The organism is Ruegeria sp. HKCCA6837 (assembly GCF_013034475.1).
Lineage (GTDB): Bacteria > Pseudomonadota > Alphaproteobacteria > Rhodobacterales > Rhodobacteraceae > Ruegeria.
On the sequence record NZ_WQGD01000002.1, the window covers coordinates 57,302 to 79,004 of the forward strand.

Here is a 21,703-nt window from a genome sequence, read left to right on the forward strand (position 1 = left end):
CCCATAGTCAGACCGGGTTGGAATCTGCTTTGGGGATAATGATGGCCGATTGGATCATTCTGGCCGCAATCAGCATCGTCTCGGGCTGTTTTGCCGTTCTGTGGCTTGTGCCGCGCCGGGCGTACAGGGATCAGTCGTATGGGCTGTTTTCGACTACCTCTCTGTTCGATGCGGTGTTTCTGTTCGACGGAGAACGGCTGATCAGCCATTCCGACATTGCGCTTGCGGGTTTCGAACACGTGAGAAACTGGCCAGATTTGCGCCGATTGCTGCAAAGGGATTTCCCGACTTTTCCGGAATCTCCGGATACCGTGCGCGACAGTGGGTATGTTGTGGTCTCTCCAATCGACTGCACGGTTGAACGTGATGTTCTGTGCGAGTGGATTGACGGAATTGTCCGCGTTCGGCTACGTGAATCTACCGAGAAAAAGCCCGAAGTGTCAGGTGCTCTGAACAACCCGACCCGGCTGGCCATGGATCAAGCCCCATACCCTGTGTGGCTGTTGGATCAAAACAATCGGGTGCAATGGTGCAACGCCGCCTATGTTTCGCTTGTCCGAAAAACGCGAGATCAGGACACCGATCTGACCGTCCCCCTGTTTCCCTCTGCCCCTGAAGAACGATCCGTCGGAAGAACCAGAGTTTCGGTCGGTGTTTCAGGCAGCAGCAACAAGCTTTGGTTCGACCTGACCCAGATTGAGCAGGAGCCCGGCCACCTTTGTTATGCCGTAGACATTAACGCAATAGTCGAAGCGGAAACCGCACAGCGTAAATTCGTTCAGACCATGACCAAGACCTTTGCTCAACTTTCGATCGGTTTGGCCATCTTTGATCGCAATCGGCAGCTTGCACTTTTTAATCCCGCTTTGATCGACCTGACCACTCTTCCACCCGATTTCCTGAGCTGCCGTCCTAGCTTAAGCAGCTTTTTTGACCGCCTGCGGGATCAACATATGATGCCGGAACCCAAAAACTATCGCAGTTGGCGGCGACAGATGAATGATCTTCTCGAAGCGGCAGAAGACGGAAACTATCACGAGACATGGTCACTTCCATCGGGATCGGTTTATTCCGTCAGCGGTCGACCCCACCCGGATGGAGCAGTGGCGTTTTTGTTCGAGGATATTACCGCCGAAATCACCCTGACGCGCCGCTTTCGGTCTGAAATGGATCTTATGCAATCCATTTTCGACAAGCTTGCAGATGCAATTGCCGTTTTTGCCGACGACGGTACCCTCGCTTTTACAAATTATGCTTATCAAAGGCTTTGGGGTGGCACGGAAGAGACCGGGTTTCAGACGGACACAGCCACAGACGTAATGCGGCGCTGGCAGGATCAGTGTTACGCGACCCCGATCTTGGGTGAAATCCGGGATTTTGTCGAAACACGCGACGACCGGGCTGAATGGTCAGCTGACATTCAATTAAAATCCGGCATCCTTGTGGAATGCACAATCATTCCGGTTCACAATGGCGCGACAATCGTGCGGTTTTCGGCTACTAAAACCCCGGCAAAAATCCCTCTGATCGAGCAGATCAGCGCCTGAACCGGGTTGCAGCCTGTCGGGCGCAAGGTCATTGTGGCGCCATGACGAAGCTGCCCCGATCCCTAACGTTCCAGTCCCCCGAAGAAACAGCCAATTTCGCCGTGCATCTTGGTGCAAACTTGCGATCGGGCGATGTTGTGTTGTTGGAAGGTGAGATCGGCAGCGGAAAGACCCATTTTGCGCGCGCGCTTATTCAGTCGCTCATGTCCGAGCCCGAAGATGTCCCTTCGCCCACGTTTACCTTGGTGCAGGTCTACGATACGCCGATTGGCGAAATCTGGCACAGCGACCTCTATCGTTTGAGTGCAGTAGACGAGGTTGAGGAACTGGGCCTGATTGACGCTTTCAAAACTGCTATCTGCCTTGTCGAGTGGCCTGACAAACTTGGTCCACTTACCCCAGGTGCCGCTTTGAAGCTGACCTTCAAAACAGACCCTAACACTGAAGATTTGCGCCATTTGACCCTGTCATGGAATGATCCGAAATGGACGAAAAAACTGGAGACCTTTGGATGACAAACAGGACGGTCCTCGCCGAAGCCCTGATTGCTCAAACCCAGTGGGCCAACGCCACCCGTGCACCGCTGGCGGGCGACGCTTCGGACCGCCGCTACGAACGGCTGACCGACCAGGCCAGTGGGCACACGGCTGTTTTGATGGATGCACCACCTGAAAAATGCGAGGATGTCGAGGACTTTGTGCGCATCGGGAATTACCTGCGTTCGGTTGGCCTGAGCGCACCTGGGATCTACGCAGAAGATGCGCAATACGGCTTTCTGTTGCTGGAAGATCTGGGTGACGATCTTTTTAGCCGGGTGCTAGCAAAGGATCCTTCGAAGGAACGTGTTTTGTATGAAGCGGCAACAGACGTTTTGCTGCACCTGCATCAAGCGCCGTCTTTGTCTTTGACATCCTTTGACCCGCCGCTGATGACCGAACTGTGCACGCTGGCCTTTACAAGTTACGCGGCCGGAATATTGGGGTCTTACGACGCACGTGCACTAAGCCGGTTTGAACACCGTTTCGCGGATGTTCTGCACCGCGAAACATCAGGTGCGAAAGTGGTCGCGCTCAGGGACTATCACGCGGAAAATCTGATTTGGCTCCCGGATCGCGACGGGCTAAAACGCGTTGGCCTGCTGGACTTCCAATCAGCCGTTCTGGCCCATCCCGCCTACGATCTGGTCTCACTGCTGCAGGACATTCGCCGCAAGGTCTCTCCCGGGGTCGAAATGCAGATGATCAATCGGTATATTGCGGCCTCTGGCATGGACGATCACGATTTTCGCACGGCCTACAGTGTGCTGGGCGCACAACGGAACCTGCGCATTTTAGGTGTGTTCGCACGCCTTGCCACGGATTTTGGTAAACCGCACTACGTGGACATGATACCAGCGGTCTGGGATCATCTGATGCGCGATCTGGATCATCCGGCCCTGGTGTCGATCGCACCGTTGCTGCACGAGGCTTTGCCCAGCCCATCCCCTGAAAACCTGAACAAGCTGAGGGCGCAATGACCGGTTCACCCTTTGGCGTGATGCTGTTTGCAGCAGGGTTTGGCACGCGCATGGGCGCTTTGACCAAGGACCGTCCCAAGCCGTTGATTAACGTATCTGGGCGCCCTCTGATTGATCACGCGCTGGATCTTGCGCACGAACTTAACCCTGTGCGCATCGTGGCGAACGTGCATTACCACGCCGATCAGCTGTATGCGCATCTCAACCCCAAAGGGGTAATGATCTCACGCGAAGAACCGGAGATTCTGGAAACCGGCGGCGGATTAAGGGCCGCCCTACCCTTGTTGGGCACCGACCCGGTTTTCACGCTGAACACCGATGCCATTTGGTCGGGCCCTAACCCTCTGGCCCTGTTGCAAAAAGCGTGGGATCCGACCCGTATGGATGCGCTTTTGATGTGTATTCCAATCGCCCAAACCATTGGTCACACGGGAGACGGAGATTTCTCGGCCGACGCGGACGGTCGCATCACACGCGGTCCCGGTTTGGTCTATGGGGGGGCGCAAATTGTCAAAACGGATGGATTACAAAGGTTTGCGCAACCCGCTTTTTCGCTGAACCTGCTTTGGAACCAGATGCAAGATCAAGGCCGCCTGTTTGCAGCCGAGTATCCGGGGCGTTGGTGTGATGTTGGACGACCCGAGGGTATCGCCCTGGCCGAAGGTCTCTTGGCTGATGTTTGAACCCAGCGCCCTGCCCCGAGTCTTTGCTGTGCCACCAGGCACGGATTTCCCAAAGGCACTGGTCGATGGTCTGCGGCGACGCTGCGCTGGTCCGCCGGAAGCCTTGGCGCGGGTGGAACTGGTGCTGAATACGCGGCGTATGGAACGGCGCATCCGCGATTTGTTCAATCAAGGTCCACCGTGCCTGCTGCCACGTCTGTCGCTGGTCACCGATTTGGGGGAAAGCGTTGATTTGGCAAAGATTCCCCCTGCCATTCCACCGCTTCGACGACGTCTGGAACTGACGCAATTGGTGGCCAAACTGCTGGAACAGCAACCGGATTTAGCGGCGCGCTCTTCGGTCTTCGACCTCTCTGACAGTTTGGCGGCGCTCATTGATGAAATGCAGGGTGAAGGTGTGTCGCCCGAGGCCATTCGGCAGTTGGATGTCAGCGACATGTCGGGGCATTGGGCACGAGCGCAGGCTTTCATCAGCATTGCGGATCACTTCATTGACACCAGTGCAGAGGCGATGGATGCGCAAGCTCGCCAGCGCCGCATTGTCGAAAACCTGATCGCGCGTTGGCAGGAGAATCCTCCGCACCATCCGGTCATTCTGGCGGGCTCCACCGGGTCGCGTGGAACAACGCTTATGTTGATGGAGGCCATCGCGCGTCTGCCACAAGGGGCGCTGGTTCTGCCGGGCTATGATTTCGACCAACCCGATAGTGTATGGCAGGGGCTGGACGACGCGCTGACGTCGGAAGATCACCCACAATACCGGTTTCGCAAACTTATGCGCGCGTTGGAACTAGCGCCTGATCAAATTGCAGTTTGGACTGATCTGTCCTCCCCCTCTCCTGCTCGCAACCGTTTGGTTTCACTTGCTTTGCGCCCAGCGCCGGTAACAGACGCCTGGATGACCGAAGGGCCAAAACTTACCGATTTGGGGGCCGCAACCAAGGACCTGACCCTGGTCGAGGCGCAATCGCCCAGAGCCGAGGCTTTGGCCATCGCCTTGCGCTTGCGACAAGCTGCTGAAACCGGACAAACCGCCGCTTTGATCACGCCGGATCGCATGTTGACCCGTCAGGTCAGCGCCGCACTGGATCGGTGGAATATCTTGCCGGATGACAGTGCGGGCTTGCCTCTGCAACTCTCACCGCCCGGTCGTTTTCTGCGCCATATGGCCAACCTGTTCACGCGCCGCCTTGAAGGCGAGGCGTTGCTGACGCTGCTGAAACACCCGCTGTGCCATGACGGGGGTGAGCGCGGCGCTCATCTATTGCATACCCGTGATCTGGAACTGGACCTGCGCCGCCATGGCCCGCCATTCCCCGACAGTATCAGCCTGACGGCGTTTGCGATCCGCAAAGAAGCGCCGGAAAGCTGGGTCAAATGGGTCGTACATCACTTTTGCGACCAGCACATCAGCGGCGAGCTGCATCTGTCCGACTGGGTAGACCGACTGACAACACTGGCCGAAGCGATCTCGGCTGGTAGTACAGGTGTAACCGGCACGCTTTGGGACAAAAACGCAGGTCAAAAGGCGCTGGCGGTTGTGAACTCTCTCAAAGATGAAGCGCAGCATGGTGGCCCGATGACGGCCCATGATTTTGCCGATCTTCTGGGCGCGCTTTTGGCCAGCGAAGAGGTTCGTGATCGCGATGCCCCGCACCCGCATATCATGATCTGGGGTACGCTTGAGGCGCGGGTGCAGGGTGCCGACCTGCTGATTCTGGGCGGGCTGAATGAAGGAAGCTGGCCTGAGGCCCCGACGCCAGATCCGTGGCTCAACCGTCAGATGCGCGACAAGGCCGGATTGCTGCTGCCTGAACGCCGGATCGGTCTGTCGGCGCATGATTTCCAACAAGCCATCGCCGCGCCCGAGGTCTGGCTGACCCGCGCGATCCGCTCGGATGACGCGGAAACGGTGCCGTCACGGTGGTTGAACCGGCTGACAAACCTGTTGCAAGGGTTGCCGGAGCAGGGTGGTCGCAACGCTCTGGAAGGAATGCGTGCGCGTGGTCAGCACTGGCTGAACTGGTCGGAAGCTTTGGAAGAAGCGCCGCGCATTGAACCCGCGTCTCGCCCCTCGCCACGGCCACCCGCCGCCGCGCGCCCGCGTCGCCTGTCTGTGACCGAAATCAAGCGGCTGATCCGCGATCCATACGCGATCTATGCCAAACACGTGCTGCGCCTGAAACCACTCGATCCGCTTGTACAGGCCCCTGACGCCTTGCTGCGTGGGATCGTGATCCATGAAATCCTTGAACACTTTATCAAAGACAGCGTTCTCGACAGCGCTTTGCTCACGCGTGAGAATTTCCTGAAGCGGGCGCACAGCCTTCTGGAACAGCATGTAGCCTGGCCTACCGCCCGCAAACTCTGGCTGGCTCGGTTGGAACGGATCGCGGATGACTTCCTAGGCGCTGAACTAACGCGCCGAGGTGACGGCGGGCCAATTGCGTTTGAGGCGGCCATGAAGCTGGTGCTGGATCCAGTGGATTTTACCATAGTCGGACGTGCGGACCGGATCGATCACAATGGCCGGGGCGCGTTGCGGATCATCGATTACAAAACCGGCGCGCCGCCCACGGAAAGTCAGCAATCCAAATTCGACAAACAACTGTTGATCGAGGCGGCCATGGCTGAGCAGGGCGGGATTGAAGGCATTGACCCAATTGATGTAGCCGAAGCCATCTTCATCAGCATGGGCGGCAGTTACAAAGAGGTCTCCGCACCCTTGGTCAAAGAGCCGACCGATAAAGTTATTGCTGAGCTGAAAGAGCTAATTTCAGCTTATTTAGAGCCTAATCAGGGGTTTTCATCCCGTCGGATGCTGCACAAAGACACAGATATCGGCGACTATGATCATCTGGCGCGGTTTGGCGAATGGGACCGTACTGCTGAAACCTGCCCCGAGGACCTGAAATGAGCCCGCGCAACGATGCAACCGAACGGCAAGTGCAGGCCGCGCGCCCCGACGCCTCGACCTGGCTAGCGGCCAACGCGGGGTCCGGCAAAACGCGGGTTCTGACCGACCGCGTGGCGCGGTTGCTGTTGGGTGGGGTTCAACCTCAACACATCTTGTGCCTGACCTATACCAAGGCGGCAGCAAGCGAGATGCAGAACAGATTGTTCAAGCGCCTTGGTGAGTGGGCAATGCTGGAAAACGCTGCTCTTTTGGAGCAACTGACCGATCTAGGCGTGCCTGGCGACATCGACTCGGACAGATTGGCGCAAGCGCGCACATTGTTTGCCCGCGCCATCGAAACGCCGGGCGGTTTGAAAATCCAGACCATTCACTCGTTCTGCGCTTCGTTGCTGCGGCGCTTCCCGCTGGAAGCCGGGGTCAGCCCTCAGTTCTCCGAAATGGAAGACCGTGCAGCCGCCCTGTTGCGGGAAGAGATCGTCGAGGATTTCGCAGAAGGTCCGCAAGCCGGGCTGATTGAAGATGTGGCGCGGTTCGTGACCGATACGGGCTTTGACAAATTGACAGCTGCGATCACGCACAGGCGCAGTCTGTTTGCCCAGCCATTGGGCTGGTCCGATCTGTTGAAACGGTTCGATCTGCCGGAAGGCTTTGACGAAACGGCCCTGGCCGAGCGGGTGTTTCTGGGCGGCGAAGTCGAGTTGATCCAGTCCATGCTGCCCGCATTGACAGAAAGCGGCGTCAACGATGGCAAGGCAGCGGCGAAGCTAGCCGGGTTCACTGAGGCCCGATTGGCATATCTGCCTATTCTGGAAGGCGTGTTGCTGACCGGAAAAGGCGCAAAAGAGCCTTTCACCGCCAAGATCAATGGGTTTCCGACCAAACCCCTGCGTGAGGGCGAACTGGCCGACCGGATGCCGCAATTGGAATCCTTCATGCTGCGGGTCGAGGCCGCGCGCGAACAGCGTCTAGCCTTGGTCGCGGCCCAAAAAACCGCTGTCCTGCACCGCTTTGCCGCAGCCTACCTGCCAGAGTACGAACGGCGCAAGCAGTTGCGGGGCTGGCTGGATTTCGATGACCTCATCCTGCGCGCGCGGAAAGTGCTGAATGACCCGGCGGTGGCCGAATGGGTTCTGTATCGCTTGGACGGCGGCATCGACCATATTCTGGTGGACGAAGCACAAGACACCAGCCCAGACCAATGGGACGTGGTCGAAAAACTGGCTCAGGAATTCACCAGTGGGGAAGGGGCCCGATCCGGGGTTGAACGCACGATTTTTGTCGTGGGCGACAAGAAACAGTCGATCTATTCCTTTCAGGGCGCAGACCCGCAGGCGTTTGACAGAATGCAGGAAGAGTTTGGCCGGAAACTGGCTGAATCAGACTCTAAACTGTGGGATATGACGCTGGAATATTCGTTCCGCTCCTCCAGCGCGATCCTGTCCTTGGTCGATATTCTATTTGAAAACCGGATCGAGGCAGGGTTTCACAAGGACAGCCAGCACCGTGCTTTCAAAGCTGACCTGCCGGGCCGGGTTGATCTTTGGCCAGTTGTGGAGAAGGTCGAAGAGGCCGAGGAGGGCGACTGGACCGATCCGGTGGATCGCCCTGGCGCGCGGCACCATACTGTCATTCTGGCCGAACAGGTTGCACAGTCGATCAAGGCCATGATCGAACGGGGTGAAACGATCCCTGAAGATGGCAAGAACGGCAAGTTCGAAAGGCGAAAGGTGAAGCCGGGGGATTTCCTGATCCTCGTACAGCGCCGCTCGGATCTTTTTGCCGAAATCATCCGCGCCTGCAAATCCGCCGGTCTGCCCATCGCCGGGGCCGACCGGCTTAAGGTGGGTGCTGAACTGGCGGTCAAAGACCTCGCCGCGTTGCTGAGCTTTCTGGCCACGCCCGAAGACAGCCTGTCTCTGGCAACGGTTCTGAAATCCCCTTTGTTCGGATGGTCTGAACAACAGCTTTTCGATCTGGCGCACCGGCGAAAGGAGCAATTCCTCTGGGCCGCGCTGCGCAACCGGGCTGAGGAGTTTCCCGAAACGCTTGCCATTTTGAACGATTTGCGCAGTCAGATCGACTTTTTGCGCCCCTATGACCTGATCGAGCGCATTCTGACCCGCCATGACGGGCGGCGCAAATTGCTAGGCCGTCTGGGAGCCGAAGCTGAAGACGGCATCAACGCCTTGTTGTCCCAGGCGTTGGCCTATGAGCGCACCGATATCCCCAGCTTGACTGGGTTTTTGGTCTGGATGCAGACCGACGATCTGGAAATCAAACGGCAGATGAGCGGTGTGGGCAACATGATCCGGGTGATGACCGTGCATGGCTCAAAAGGACTTGAGGCTCCAATCGTGATCCTGCCGGATACCGCCAAACGCCAAGCACCGCGCGATGCCGAGATCATGGTGACCGAAGGCATTCCGCTGTGGAAAGTGTCGGCAGATGCATCGCCCAAACTGATCGCACAGGCGCGGGAACAGGCGCGTACGCGTGAGGAAGATGAACGGCTCCGGCTGCTATATGTGGCTCTAACACGGGCCGAAAAGCGGTTGATCGTGGCCGCAGCCGGCGAATTGGGGAAAGACGGCAACAGCTGGTATCAAATGGTCGAGGCCGCGATGGAGAGGGCCGGAGCCGCGCAGCTGCCGGGTTCCGACATTCGCCGACTGTCTCATGGGGATTGGGATGCGCTGCCTTTGGTCGATCAACCGCAAATGACGACTGAACGATCCGAGTTACCAGACATATTTCTGCATCCGGCACCTGACCCCATTGAACCCACAAGCACGCTCAGCCCTTCGGATCTGGGGGGGGTCAAAGCGCTACCCGGTGAAGCTGGTTTGGATGAAGACGCTGCGAAACTGCGTGGAACACGTATTCACCTGTTGCTGGAGCACTTGCCGATAGCTGAACCGGAGATTTGGCCCGAACTTTGCGCACGGCTTCTACCGGATATGCAAGACACAGACCGGCAAGAGCTTTTGGCCGAAGCCACCCAGGTTCTGACGGCAGAATCGCTAAGGAATATTTTTGCACCTGAAACTCTGGCCGAAGTTCCAGTAACCGCAGATTTGAATGGGCAGCGTATGCATGGGGTCATCGACCGGCTCATCGTTTCGGATACGGACGTACAAGTGATTGACTTCAAAACAAATGTAACTGTTCCAATTCGCGTTGAAGACTGCCCTGAGGGCCTGTTACGTCAAATGGGGGCTTATGCGCAGGCGCTTGCTCAGATCTACCCCGGCCGGAACATCCGAACCGCTATTTTGTGGACCCGGACAGCAAACCTCATGTGGTTGCCACACGATCTTGTGACGGATGCACTGACCCGAACCCGGATACCTTGACCTTACCCGGCGCGACACCTACGTTCTGTTTCCGAGTTTACCCCATTCAGGAGACAGAATATGTCGACCGTAGCCGTTACTGACGACACCTTTGACGCCGAAGTCAAAAACTCGACCGTTCCCGTGGTCGTGGACTTCTGGGCCGAATGGTGCGGTCCTTGTAAGCAAATTGGCCCAGCGCTGGAAGAACTGGCCGCCGAGTATGGTGACAAGGTGAAAATCGCCAAGGTCGATGTGGACAGCAACCCGAACTCTGCCGCCGCAATGGGCGTGCGCGGTATTCCGGCGCTGTTCATCTTTAAGGATGGCCAGGTTGTTTCAAACCGCGCAGGTGCGGCCCCTAAGGCTGCACTGCAAAGCTGGATCGAGGAATCCATCTGATCTGGTCCTAGCAGAACGTTCCAAAGGCGCCTCGGACCGGGGCGCCTTTTTTGTTGCAAACATCGGAGAAACCAATGGCAAAAACGCGGGTGCTTGTAGAATTCGGCATGGGTACATCCCTGCGCCGAATGGACTATACAGAGGCGTCGTTGCGGGCGATCAAGGATGCGCTGTGGCACAACTCGGTCAACATGGCCGAACTGTTCGGGTTTCCAAAAGAGGCAATGATCATCGATGCCGAAATCGGGGTGCAGCAACCGGATCAGGTGGACACTGATGCGCTGAAGGTGGTCTTTCCATATGGCCAGCCGAACATCACCGTCACAAAAGGCGGGCTAGATATAGAGAAACCCCATAGCGACGGACATACGGTCATCGCAAATGCCGCACTGATTGTTTCTTTTGATATGGAGCCCGCACAATGACCGAAAAACGCATTATTCTGGAAATGGGAACAGGCAACGACCTGTATGGTCAGGACTATACCAAAGCGGCGCGTCGCGCGGTGCAGGATGCGTTGCATCATTCATCAATTACATTGTTTTCCAAGCTGGGCATTGATCATTCCCAGATGCGGGTCGGCGTGACCATCGGCGTCCAAGAGCCCGATCAGGTGGATTGTGATCTGGTTGCTGCCGATCTGCCGCGGGGCCGCACCGAAGTGCGCGCGGTCAAAGGCGGTCTGGACGTGGTGGATAAAGAGGCTGGCAGCAAACACGTGGTTGCAACTGCCGCGATCGAAGCGTTTCTACCCGACCTGTCAGGGACATACGTACAAAGCTGAAAAAGAAAAAGCCGCTCGGGGTTCCGGGCGGCTGTTCCAATTCGGCAATCCAGACAAGAGGTCAGATTTGTGTGATGCTTTCGCGAGTCAGACCGATGTCTTCCAGCTGTGCGTCGCTGAGCTCCGACAGAAGGTTCCGTGTTTTACGTGCGTCGTTCCATTTCGCAAAAGATTTTACGACGTTTGAGAGAGCGTCCACTACGTGCAGGATGGTAGCTGCTCCGAGCGGCGCATGAATGTTTGCAGTGGTTGCCATTTGCGCAGTCCTTATATGTGAAACAGCCGACCCGTTGTCGGTTGTACGCATCATGTAGTCCCGCGCACCTGGACTCACAATTGCTGGTTTGGCAGTCCCGATTTGCAATTCTTGCATATCTTTTGGGCAATTTTAGAACGGGTTGCGCCAATCCCGCGCCCGGCCCATATATAACGCCGACAGGAACGGAGGCATTCATGGCAGACAGCGATTTCCCCGGATGGCATGGTACAACGATCATCGGCGTTAAAAAAGGCGGGCAGGTCGTCATTGCCGGAGACGGTCAGGTCAGCCTGGGCCAGACCGTGATTAAGGGAACAGCCCGCAAGGTGCGCCGCTTGTCCCCCGGCGGGTTCGAGGTTGTGGCTGGCTTTGCTGGCTCGACCGCAGATGCCTTCACGCTTTTAGAGCGGCTGGAAGCCAAGCTCGAGGCAACACCGGGCCAACTGGCCCGCGCCTCGGTCGAACTGGCCAAGGACTGGCGCACTGACAAATACCTGCAAAAGCTCGAAGCGATGCTGATCGTCACCGACGGCAAGGACTTACTGGTGATCACCGGGGCAGGGGACGTGCTAGAGCCTGAGCACAACGTGGCAGCCATCGGGTCGGGTGGCAACTTCGCACTCGCCGCGGCCCGCGCGATGATGGACGGCGACAAAGACGCCGAGCAAGTGGCGCGTGAAGCGATGGCGATTGCCGCCGATATCTGCGTCTATACAAATGGTAACCTGACGGTCGAGACGATAGCTTCATGAGTGCGGTTCTCGCAGCCATATTCGGCGGCCTAATCGGGGGTATTATCGGGCCAATTGTCCTAGAGGAATATCGGAGCAGGAAGCACAACAAGGAATGGAAAGAGCCTCGCAAAGAGCTCCTGAAATCCATGTTGAAGGACTCGAAGTACAAGTTCAAATCTTTGGAAAGGCTCAGCAGGACGATTGGCTGCACCGAGGATGAAACACGCTCGTTGTTGATTGAGCTGGGTGCTCGGGGCACCGTTTTGAGGAAATCAAAGAAAGAAGGTTGGGCGCTGATCGAAAGAGCGCCGTTACCAGAGAGCCAACGCAAACTGGACGAAGAAGAGATCGAGGAAGATCAAGAGTAATAGCTTTCTTCGCTTTAACTCAGCCGCGGGTCGCCTGTCAGGTTAACAGCGCCTTGATCTCTTTCCCTTTCCAGCGACGGTGCATTCCGATCAGCCCGAAAATCGCGGCAATGACAACGATGTAGTAAGGCACACGGATGTCGATGCTCATCAACCCGCCGCCGATCAGGGACATGATGCCTCCGGCCAGACAGAAGACGGCGGTGGTTACACCCATGACCCAGCCTTGGTCCGTCTCACTAACGCTGGAGGAAAACAAGCCCAGCATTGTCGGGTAGGCAACGCCGAACAGGAAGTAGAAGAAGAAGACCGGCACATAGCTGAGCACACCATTAGGACTGAATGCAAAGGCCAGTCCACAGATCACCATTACTATGAGAGACGTGTAGATGATCTGGTGTTTGCTGAATCGCTCTTGCGCGGGTTTGACGAGGAAGGTGCTTGAGAACGCCAGCGCAAAGCCAATCACCACCATCGCCATACTGCCGCCAATCACACCATAGCCGAAAGCACTGGTCAGGAAGTTGTCGACAAAGACATAGAACGTCACGTTGGCGATCATGAAGAATGCGTATACCGGCAGGATTTTAAGAACCATCGGATGGCCACGCACAGCAATTAGGCTGTCGGTGATGTCACGTGGGCGAAAAATAAAGGGCTCACGCTCTGTCCGGGTGTCTTTGAAAAAGGTCATCACAAGAAATATCGCAATCAGCACCAGAACAAATGCGCCATAGAACGGGGTCTTAAGTGTCGCGTAGCTGCCCAGCAGAGCGGCGTCGGACAGAACCGCCCCGATGATCGGGCCGCCCACAAGGCCAAAGCTGACGCCAGTCACGATATAACCCATGTTGCGGTCGCGGTCGGCCGCATCGGTGCTTCCGTCAATCATAGCTGCCTGAGCGATGGGCTGGTTTCCGGCAGTGAAGCCGGTGACCGACCGCCCGACGATCAGCAGCAGCAGGCTGTTCATGTACAGCGCCGCGATGGTTAGTGCGTAACCGACCAACGCTCCGCCCAGACAAACAAGAAGTGCATTCTTGCGTCCGATGGAGTCCGAGACCTTCGAAACATAAACGACCCCCAAAAACCAGGACAGAAAGAAGCACCCGATCACCAGACCATAGTAGAAATGGCGCCGCCCCACGGGCGTGCCATCCGGCAGGAAGCCTGATTTCGTCTCCATGATGAGCGAGTTGATGATAGGAAAAACCAAGCCTTGACCGATCAGGTCGACAAAAACCACGAACAACAAGGTGATCTTGGCAATCTTGGTCATAAAAACGCCCCCGGTTCCAATGGCTTGGGGCGATTGTAACAGACAGTTGCTCTGTTACCTAACGATGTGTCAGAGGCCGGAGGGGTCGGCCTCTGATCGATGTAGCTACTTCAGTGACGCGACGCCCAGCGGCACACCGGCGACCTCGCACCAGATGTACACTTCGTTGTAGCCAGACACATCCATTGTGGGCGGCACGGCATAGGATTGCTTGCCGGTCAGGTGCAGTAGCGCACCCAGTTTGCTGTCCGGGGCATAAGTTCCGTCTTTACCAAAAGCGACGCGAGGATCAGGGCCGTTGTCCAGCGAGAAGTCGTCACCCAGTTCGACGATGTACCGATCACCGTCTTTGACCAGCTTCACGGAACCGGTTGTGATGTGGTTCGATCGGCCTTCGAACGATCCTTTCTTTTTGGCACCGCCAGCCACAGCAGCGGTGGTGCCGGCCAGTGTCAGGGCCGCGCCCGTGGCAGCAGCTTTCACAAAAAGCGAACGACGAGTCATCATGATTTGGTATCTCCACTGATATATCCAGGCTGAATTGCCCGTCGCAATAACTATGCAGCACGCGAAACGCCTCTGGCGATTCACATCGTCACGAATTTCCGTGTGGCACCTGTGAGTTGGCGTGAGTTTTCCGTGATCAGCTTGTGTTTTCGTGTCTTATGATTAGGTTCCGTCTCGAAACAACCGGATTGAATACACATGACCGACCTGACCCCGCGCGAGATCGTCTCGGAACTGGACCGCTTCATTATCGGCCAGAAGGATGCCAAACGAGCGGTGGCCGTTGCCCTGCGCAACCGGTGGCGGCGTAAGCAGCTGGCCGATGACATCCGGGACGAGGTCTACCCCAAGAATATCCTGATGATTGGCCCCACCGGCGTTGGCAAGACCGAGATCAGCCGTCGTCTGGCCAAACTGGCCCGTGCGCCCTTTATCAAGGTCGAGGCCACAAAGTTCACCGAGGTAGGGTATGTTGGTCGCGACGTAGAACAGATCGTGCGCGATCTGGCAGATGCAGCGATTGTCCAAACCCGCGAATACATGCGTGAAGACGTCAAGGCGCGCGCGCATCAGGCCGCCGAAGATCGCGTGATTGCCGCGATTGCGGGCGAAGACGCCCGCGAAGGCACGCGTGAGATGTTCCGCAAGAAACTGAAAGCCGGGGAGCTGGACGACACAGTGATCGAGCTGGAATTATCAGATACCTCAAACCCGATGCCTATGTTTGACATTCCAGGGCAGCCGGGCGGTCAGATGGGCATGATGAATCTGGGTGACATTTTCGGCAAGGCGTTTGGCGGGCGCACTGTCAAAAAACGCATGACCGTCGCCGAAAGCTATGATGCTTTGATCGGGGAAGAGGCCGACAAGCTACTGGATGACGAAACCGTCAATCGGATCGCTCTGGAATCGGTCGAACAGAATGGCATCGTGTTTCTGGATGAAATCGACAAGGTCTGCGCCCGCTCGGACGCACGCGGCGGCGATGTCAGCCGCGAGGGCGTACAACGTGACCTGCTGCCTCTGATCGAAGGTACCACCGTCAGCACCAAGCACGGTCCGGTGAAAACCGACCATATCCTGTTCATTGCGTCTGGTGCATTCCACATCGCCAAACCTTCGGATCTGCTGCCGGAATTGCAAGGACGTCTGCCGATCCGTGTGGAGCTGCGCGCCCTGACAGAAGAAGACTTTGTGCGCATCCTGACCGAAACCGACAACGCGCTGACCCGGCAATACACCGCCCTGATGGGGACCGAAGAAGTCACGGTCAGCTTTACCGATGACGGAATTTCAGCACTGGCTAAGATTGCTGCGGATGTAAACCAAAGCGTTGAAAACATTGGCGCACGGCGGCTTTATACGGTGATGGAGCGGGTTTTTGAGGACCTGTCTTTCGCGGCACCGGACAAGGCTGGCACAGAAATTACTGTGGATAACCAGTTTGTCAGCGACAATCTAGGTGAATTGACCAAATCAACCGACCTCAGCCGTTACGTTTTGTAACGGTACAGGCCGGTTTTTGCCGCTGTTTTCGGTCGGCCCCGCTGGACGTTGGTCGAGAATCCGCTAGCGTATGCTCGATTCACCCCGAGGGCTGGCCCGTGCTGCGCTATTTCATCATTTTACTCGTATCCCTTTCACTCAGCGCCTGCGTTGACCGGACGGTGTCCGAGATTGTGCCTAATGCGGTGAATATCGGCACACCTGAAACCATCTTCGCCAGCACGACCCGTGCACGTGAAGCCGACGGCTCTTATGGGTTTCGTCGTGGCGAGGCGCTCAAGTTTCTGGAAACCACGGTTTCGATTCCGCCAACGCATACCCCGGGCACGCTCAAATTTTCATATGCAAACCCGAATCCGCAGAAAGAATTTGTTTTGGCGGATGTGACAGAGTTGGACGGGCCAAAAGGGTTGCGCGAACACCTGCGCGGGCAGGACGACGTCACGATTTTTGTGCACGGCTACAACTCGACCCAGACTGAAACGATCTTTCGTGCCGCCCAGCTGACGCATGACATTGGTCTTCCGGGATCGACGCTGGTGTATTCATGGCCAAGCCGCGCCACCGGCTATGGATACGCCTATGATCTGGACAGCATGTTGTTTGCGCGCGACGGGTTGGAACAGACCATCCGCGAGCTGAAATCCATGGGTGTGAAGCGCGTTATTCTGGTTGCGCATTCCATGGGCGGGGCTTTGTCGATGGAAATGATGCGGCAAGCTGAACTGCAGGAACCCGGATGGGCCAATCGAAACATCGAGGGCGTAGTGTTGATCTCACCCGATCTGGATCTTGATCTGTTCCGTTCGCAAATGAAACGGATCGACAATCCACCCGATCCATTCCTTGTGATGGTTTCCCAGAAAGACAAAATCCTGAACATCTCGGCCCGACTGCGCGGCACGGATGAGGGCGAAAGGCTTGGAAACATCAGCTCGGTTGAGACGCTCGAGGAGTTCCCGATCAGCGTGATTGATACAACCGCGTTTAACAGAGATGCGACATCATCGCACTTCGTTGCGGCGACGTCTCCGGCATTGCTTTCGATCCTCAACTCATTGAGGCGCGTCAACAATACCTTTGGACGCGAGGACCGCCCAGCAATCGATATTCTGGTGCCGCCCAGCGAGCGTAACCCCGATGGCGCAACGGAAATTGTGCTAACTGAAACAGGACAGGCACAGGTGAACACTCCGTGACGCAGTTTAGCCTGCGCCGCTTTCTCATCGACAACGCGGCGTGGTTGGGCGCGGGTGTATTGCTGACCTTCCTGTCCAGCTTTGGTCAAACGTTCTTTATCTCGGTTTTTGCAGGCGAAATCCGCGCCGCGTTCGGGCTTAGCCACGGCGCGTGGGGTGGGTTGTATTCTTTGGGTACGCTCGTGTCAGCGGTAGTAATGATCTGGGCAGGCGGACTGACAGATGTATTTCGTGTCCGCGTGTTGGGGCCTGTTGTCCTGCTTGGATTGGCACTGGCAGCATTGGCCATGGCATTGAACAGCTGGGTTGTGTTGTTGCCGGCGGCAATCTTCCTTCTGCGCCTGTTTGGACAAGGTATGAGCACCCATCTCGCGATGGTCGCGATGGCGCGATGGTTTATCGCGACACGAGGCAAAGCGCTTTCTATTGCGTCCATCGGCTATGCGCTCGGCGAAGCCTTACTGCCACTGATCTTTGTCACCGCCATGGTATTTCTGGACTGGCGATTGCTGTGGGGGGTCGCTGCCGTCATCACTCTGCTGGGCATCCCTGTTTTGACGCGCCTGCTTCGGGAAGAACGCACACCGCAGAGCCTGGCCAGTGCGTACTCAGCCACCGGGATGCACGGCCGTCACTGGACACGGCGCGATGCGCTAAGCCACCCATTGTTCTGGTTCATGACGCCAGCTGTTCTGGGTCCATCGGCTTTTATTACGGCATTCTTCTTTCACCAAGTGCATTTGGCCGAGGTGAAAGGATGGGCCCATATCCAACTGGTCGCCCTGTTCCCGGTCTATACCGGGGTGTCGCTGCTTTCGATGTTTTCCGCCGGATGGGCCTTGGATAAATGGGGCACGGCGCGGATGATGCCCTACTACCAGCTGCCTCTAGCTCTTGGTTTTGTCGTTCTGGGCCTGTCGACCTCGGTCATGGGTGCTACGATCGGGCTGATCCTGTTGGCCCTGACCGTCGGGGCCAACAGCACCTTGCCCAGCGCCTTCTGGGCCGAGTTCTATGGCACCCGACACATCGGCGCGATCAAGGCGATGGCAACGGCCGTTATGGTCCTTGGATCAGCCATCGGACCGGGCTTGACCGGAGTGCTGATCGATTGGGGCGTTTCGCTGGACACTCAATTCCTTTGGATTGGCATCTTTTTCCTTTTGGTCTGCGCACTGGTCCACATAGGTGTCACCAGCGCGGTACGTACCCTTTAGCGAATACGCCGCAAGTAAACGTAATACGCCCCATCGCCGCCGTGGCTGATATGAGCAGGCGTGACCTGCATCACCGCTTGTGCCAATGGTGGGATGGACAGCCAATGAGGTACCTGGTTCCGCAGAACGCCGCGCGGTGTTGGGATCGGGCCAGGTTCGTCCCGGTCTTTGCCTTTCCCGGTCACGACCAGAACAAGCCGCTTTCCCTGTGCCTGCGCGGTCAAGACAAAACGGATCAGAGCGGGATGCGCGGTGTCGACCCGCATACCATGCAAATCAAGCTTGCCTTCGGGTTTCAGTTTACCTCGTTTCATCCGACCGAAAGCCTTGTTGTCCATCTGAACCGGCACTTTGCGCAGCGCATCTGTGACCGACGGCTTCAAATCGTTCGGCTTGGGCTTTGCCTGGTGGGCCTGACCAAGTTCAAACGCTTCAAACCGGGGTTTCGGCGTTTTCTTGGGCTTGGGTTTCGGCAAAGAGGTCGGATGAGCCGTCTGCGGTATTTCCGGATGCATCCGCTCGGCCTGTTTGGCGACCTTGCGCCACAGCTCGATCTCTTCTGTCGTCAGTTTGCGCCGGGTCATCAGAACTCATCCGGCAATAGAGCATAGGCCCGCTGTATTGGTAACAGTACGACCATCCGACCCGGATCTTTTAACCTGCCGGCGGCTTGCCCGGCCTCGTCACCCGTTCCGAAAAAGATATCTGCCCGCTGGGCGCCCTTGATCGCGGCACCTGTGTCCTGCGCGATCATCAGGCGACGCATTGGGTTTTTGCCGTCTTTCTCAACCCAGACCGGAGCCCCCAACGGGGTATAGGTCGGATCTGCAGCTATGCTGCGCATCGTGGTAATTGACCGGTTCATCGCGCCCAGCGGCCCAAGTTCGGGCGCAACGCGCGAAACTTCGCGGAAGAACACATAGGATGGGTTGTGGAACAGCAGCTCGGCACCAGATTCTGGGTTCTTGCGCACCCATGCTCGGATCATCTGGGCGCTAACTTCATGCGCGCCCAAGACCCCGCGCCGCACCAACTCAACTCCTATAGATCTGTAGGGATGACCATTCGCACCGCCATAGCCAACGCGCAAAGCACCGCCATCGGGCAGCCGGACACGTCCAGACCCTTGAATCTGCAAGAAAAACAACTCAACTGGATCGTCCACCCAGGCAATCTCAAGACCGCGCCCCTGCATCACATCACCAGTCAGGATTTCCCGACGGCTGAGCCATGGCCCATCTCGCGCTTCGGGCGGCATCTTGTAAATAGGATATTTGAAGCGATCAGTTCGGCGGCGCGCACCATCGAGTTCGGGTTCAAAATACCCCGTGAACAAGGCTTCTTCGCCATCCTCGACCAAAACTGGGCGGAAGAAGAGCTCAAAAAATGCCTTTGCTGCATCCGTGTCATACGTCTCTGCCACAGCGCATAACGCGCGCCAGTCCGGGTCCTTCAGATCGCCGCAGGTGTTCAGAAAAACGGAAAGGGCTGCACCGTGGTCATCATCGGCCCAGCCCTGCAGATCGTCAAACGACAGAATGGATCGCGTTGCCTCGGCTCCGGCAGCGCTGGCAGCGGTCATTACACCCACCAGAAAAAGCGACCGGAGCGTTGCAATCATGCGTCCGTGGCAACAAGCAGCCAGTTCGGATCATCCTTGCCCATCACACGAGCAAAGGTCCAGCTGTCCTTTTGGCGTTTCACGGTGTTGGGGTTGCCTTCGACAATATCACCGCCGCGATCCCGCACAACCGATGTCAGTTCACCCACGAATTTCATGGTGATCTCGGCTTCATTGGTATCCTTATCGAATTTAACATCCGACAGGGCGGTCTCTCGGACGCCGATGAATTCGGCTTCGATGGTCAGGCCTTGATCTTCGCGTGCGGCAACACCCGCAACGAAAGACTCAAATACCTCTTCCGACAGGAACGGCTGGATTTCGTCTAGGTTTCCCTTTTCGAACCCCATCACGATCATTTCATAAGCGCCACGCGCGCCGTGAACAAATTCACTGACCGAAAAGCCGGGCTCAACCCGTTTCATGGCGGCCAGGGTTTGCGCCTGTTCGCTGTCTTCAGCGACATGGTCAGTGATGTCATGATCCGGGCCGCCTTCGATCACCTCGAAATCGCGACGCGATTTGTGCGCTTCAGGCTGTTGCTGCAAAGGTGGTTTTTCAAAACCTTCACGCGTACCCAACACGCTTTTAAGGCGCAGGATCAGGAAAACGGCAATTCCGGCCAGGACCAGTAGCTGGATCATGGGTTCGTTCATTTCATCCTCTTTTCAGAACCGCGACTTTGTATACGCGGCCTCATGCTACTATGTAGGTGAGCGTGGGTGGCAAGTCCACAGCCCGGCCTTAGGGAAAGGATAACGCAAATGTATCTGTTCTTGGCATTTTTGTTGGTGCCCATCATCGAGATTGCGCTGTTTATTCAGGTTGGTGGTCTGATCGGCCTTTGGCCAACCCTTGCCATTGTTGTGCTGACCGCGGTTTTGGGTACGGTTTTGGTGCGGACACAAGGTCGCATGGCACTGGGAAATCTGCAGCGTTCCTTTGCTGAGCTGGATGACCCGACCGAGCCTTTGGCCCATGGTGCGATGATCCTTTTGTCAGGCGCACTGCTGCTGACACCGGGTTTTTTCACCGATGCCATAGGATTTGCCTTGCTGGTACCTGGCGTTCGTGTCGCTGTGTTCCGCTATCTGAAATCGAAAGTCACCGTGGCACATTTTCAGATGGGAACGGGCACTGGATTTCAGTCACGACAAAACCCTTTCGAGCAAGGGGACATCATTGACGGTGAATTCAGCGAAGTTCGCCCGAAAAAAGACCCTTCTAAGCCGTCGAAATGGGTGGAAGGGCCCCACCAGCATTGAGGTGCCGCGCCCAACTTGCTAAGCAGTGGCGAAATTTAATTTTGGAGTAGATCCATGGCCGAAGAAAACGCTGCAGAAAACACTGCGGCCCAAGCCGCCCCGCAGGTTCAAATGCGGGTTCTGGGGCAGTTCATCCGTGACATGTCTTTTGAAAACGTGATGGCGCAAAAGGGTGTGTCAGGCGACGTGCAGCCGGAAATCGCTGTTCAGGTGAACCTGGACGCGAAAAAGCGCAGCGCTGAACATCAGTTCGAAGTGTCCATCAAGCTGAACCTGACATCCAAGGCCAAAGGCATGGATGATGTGCTGTTCCTGTGCGAACTGGACTATTGCGGGCTGTTCCACGTGGAAGGCGTGCCAGAAGATCAGATGCACCCGTTCCTGATGATCGAATGCCCGCGGATGCTGTTCCCGTTCCTGCGCCGCATTGTCAGCGACATCACCCGTGATGGCGGCTTCCCGCCGGTGAACCTGGACAATATCGATTTCGTGGCGCTGTATCGCAACGAATTGATGCGTCGTCAGGCCGCTCAGGCCGAAAAGACCGACGCCTAAGGCATTGACCCG

Annotated in this window: 22 protein-coding genes; 16 read left to right on the top strand and 6 right to left on the bottom strand. The window is 56.8% G+C overall.

The annotated features are described in order from the left end of the window. Positions 1–41: 41 nt before the first annotated feature. The 9 genes from GOV91_RS04580 (at position 42) to GOV91_RS04620 (ending at position 11,181) form a co-directional block, all read left to right on the top strand. Complete coding sequence (locus tag GOV91_RS04580; protein ID WP_171234610.1) at positions 42–1,547, top strand: PAS-domain containing protein; 1,506 nt, start codon at positions 42–44, stop codon at positions 1,545–1,547. Positions 1,548–1,588: 41 nt separating this feature from the next. After that, positions 1,589–2,062: a tRNA (adenosine(37)-N6)-threonylcarbamoyltransferase complex ATPase subunit type 1 TsaE gene (gene tsaE, locus GOV91_RS04585; protein ID WP_171234611.1), complete on the top strand. Its 474-nt coding sequence runs from the start codon at positions 1,589–1,591 to the stop codon at positions 2,060–2,062. After that, entirely contained in the window at positions 2,059–3,063 is a 1,005-nt protein-coding gene (locus GOV91_RS04590) for an aminoglycoside phosphotransferase family protein (RefSeq protein ID WP_171234612.1), read from the top strand. The genes tsaE and GOV91_RS04590 overlap by 4 nt, the downstream gene beginning before the upstream one ends. Further along, positions 3,060–3,746: a nucleotidyltransferase family protein gene (locus tag GOV91_RS04595; protein WP_171234613.1), complete on the top strand. Its 687-nt coding sequence runs from the start codon at positions 3,060–3,062 to the stop codon at positions 3,744–3,746. The genes GOV91_RS04590 and GOV91_RS04595 overlap by 4 nt, the downstream gene beginning before the upstream one ends. Continuing rightward, entirely contained in the window at positions 3,739–6,663 is a 2,925-nt protein-coding gene (gene addB, locus GOV91_RS04600) for a double-strand break repair protein AddB (protein ID WP_171234614.1), read from the top strand. The genes GOV91_RS04595 and addB overlap by 8 nt, the downstream gene beginning before the upstream one ends. After that, the gene (gene addA, locus GOV91_RS04605; RefSeq protein ID WP_171234615.1) at positions 6,660–10,016 is read left to right on the top strand and encodes a double-strand break repair helicase AddA; all 3,357 of its coding nucleotides are present in this window, start codon (positions 6,660–6,662) and stop codon (positions 10,014–10,016) included. Before addB ends, addA begins: the two co-directional genes overlap by 4 nt. 60 nt (positions 10,017–10,076) lie before the next feature. Beyond that, the gene (trxA, locus tag GOV91_RS04610; RefSeq protein ID WP_171234616.1) at positions 10,077–10,397 is read left to right on the top strand and encodes a thioredoxin; all 321 of its coding nucleotides are present in this window, start codon (positions 10,077–10,079) and stop codon (positions 10,395–10,397) included. 74 nt (positions 10,398–10,471) lie between these two features. Next, positions 10,472–10,822, top strand: a complete 351-nt coding sequence (locus GOV91_RS04615) for a Lin0512 family protein (RefSeq protein ID WP_171234617.1) — start codon at positions 10,472–10,474, stop codon at positions 10,820–10,822. After that, positions 10,819–11,181 (top strand): Lin0512 family protein, encoded by a 363-nt coding sequence (locus tag GOV91_RS04620; protein ID WP_171234618.1) that lies wholly within the window; start codon positions 10,819–10,821, stop codon positions 11,179–11,181. Before GOV91_RS04615 ends, GOV91_RS04620 begins: the two co-directional genes overlap by 4 nt. A gap of 61 nt (positions 11,182–11,242) precedes the next feature. On the opposite strand, the gene GOV91_RS04625 is transcribed toward GOV91_RS04620, so the two are convergent. Further along, positions 11,243–11,437: a DUF1127 domain-containing protein gene (locus tag GOV91_RS04625; protein WP_171234619.1), complete on the bottom strand. Its 195-nt coding sequence runs from the start codon at positions 11,435–11,437 to the stop codon at positions 11,243–11,245. A gap of 197 nt (positions 11,438–11,634) precedes the next feature. On the opposite strand from GOV91_RS04625, the gene hslV reads away from it, so the two are divergent. Then, a complete protein-coding gene (gene hslV / locus GOV91_RS04630) occupies positions 11,635–12,192 on the top strand; it encodes an ATP-dependent protease subunit HslV (RefSeq protein WP_171234620.1) in 558 nt (185 codons plus the stop codon). Beyond that, positions 12,189–12,542, top strand: a complete 354-nt coding sequence (locus GOV91_RS04635; protein ID WP_171234621.1) for a hypothetical protein — start codon at positions 12,189–12,191, stop codon at positions 12,540–12,542. The genes hslV and GOV91_RS04635 overlap by 4 nt, the downstream gene beginning before the upstream one ends. Before the next feature lie 37 nt (positions 12,543–12,579). Here GOV91_RS04635 and GOV91_RS04640 read toward each other — a convergent pair whose 3' ends face one another. Continuing rightward, positions 12,580–13,821 carry an MFS transporter gene (locus GOV91_RS04640; RefSeq protein ID WP_171234622.1) on the bottom strand — a complete coding sequence of 414 codons (1,242 nt, stop codon included), beginning with the start codon at positions 13,819–13,821 and terminating at the stop codon, positions 12,580–12,582. 105 nt (positions 13,822–13,926) lie between these two features. Next, positions 13,927–14,328 (bottom strand): DM13 domain-containing protein, encoded by a 402-nt coding sequence (locus GOV91_RS04645; protein WP_171178718.1) that lies wholly within the window; start codon positions 14,326–14,328, stop codon positions 13,927–13,929. 198 nt (positions 14,329–14,526) lie between these two features. Here GOV91_RS04645 and hslU point away from each other — a divergent pair, with 198 nt between their 5' ends. The 3 genes from hslU (at position 14,527) to GOV91_RS04660 (ending at position 18,250) form a co-directional block, all read left to right on the top strand. Continuing rightward, positions 14,527–15,834 (top strand): ATP-dependent protease ATPase subunit HslU, encoded by a 1,308-nt coding sequence (gene hslU, locus GOV91_RS04650; RefSeq protein WP_171234623.1) that lies wholly within the window; start codon positions 14,527–14,529, stop codon positions 15,832–15,834. A gap of 98 nt (positions 15,835–15,932) precedes the next feature. Next, the gene (locus GOV91_RS04655) at positions 15,933–17,033 is read left to right on the top strand and encodes an alpha/beta fold hydrolase (RefSeq protein WP_171234624.1); all 1,101 of its coding nucleotides are present in this window, start codon (positions 15,933–15,935) and stop codon (positions 17,031–17,033) included. After that, complete coding sequence (locus GOV91_RS04660) at positions 17,030–18,250, top strand: MFS transporter (protein WP_171234625.1); 1,221 nt, start codon at positions 17,030–17,032, stop codon at positions 18,248–18,250. The genes GOV91_RS04655 and GOV91_RS04660 overlap by 4 nt, the downstream gene beginning before the upstream one ends. Here GOV91_RS04660 and GOV91_RS04665 read toward each other — a convergent pair. From GOV91_RS04665 to GOV91_RS04675, 3 genes are read right to left on the bottom strand one after another with little or no spacing between them, the layout of a single operon-like run. After that, on the bottom strand, positions 18,247–18,834 hold the full coding sequence (locus GOV91_RS04665) for a Smr/MutS family protein (protein ID WP_171234626.1): 588 nt from the start codon (positions 18,832–18,834) through the stop codon (positions 18,247–18,249). The two genes, GOV91_RS04660 and GOV91_RS04665, sit on opposite strands and share 4 nt — an antisense overlap. Continuing rightward, the gene (locus GOV91_RS04670; RefSeq protein ID WP_171178708.1) at positions 18,834–19,871 is read right to left on the bottom strand and encodes a murein transglycosylase A; all 1,038 of its coding nucleotides are present in this window, start codon (positions 19,869–19,871) and stop codon (positions 18,834–18,836) included. Before GOV91_RS04670 ends, GOV91_RS04665 begins: the two co-directional genes overlap by 1 nt. Continuing rightward, positions 19,868–20,527: a Tim44/TimA family putative adaptor protein gene (locus GOV91_RS04675; RefSeq protein WP_171178706.1), complete on the bottom strand. Its 660-nt coding sequence runs from the start codon at positions 20,525–20,527 to the stop codon at positions 19,868–19,870. Before GOV91_RS04675 ends, GOV91_RS04670 begins: the two co-directional genes overlap by 4 nt. Positions 20,528–20,635: 108 nt before the next feature. On the opposite strand from GOV91_RS04675, the gene GOV91_RS04680 reads away from it, so the two are divergent. Together GOV91_RS04680 and secB are read left to right on the top strand one after the other, a co-directional pair. Next, positions 20,636–21,136 (top strand): FxsA family protein, encoded by a 501-nt coding sequence (locus GOV91_RS04680; RefSeq protein ID WP_171234627.1) that lies wholly within the window; start codon positions 20,636–20,638, stop codon positions 21,134–21,136. Between the two features lie 54 nt (positions 21,137–21,190). Continuing rightward, positions 21,191–21,691, top strand: coding sequence for a protein-export chaperone SecB (gene secB, locus GOV91_RS04685; protein WP_171092779.1), 501 nt, complete (start codon positions 21,191–21,193; stop codon positions 21,689–21,691). Positions 21,692–21,703: the final 12 nt, after the last annotated feature.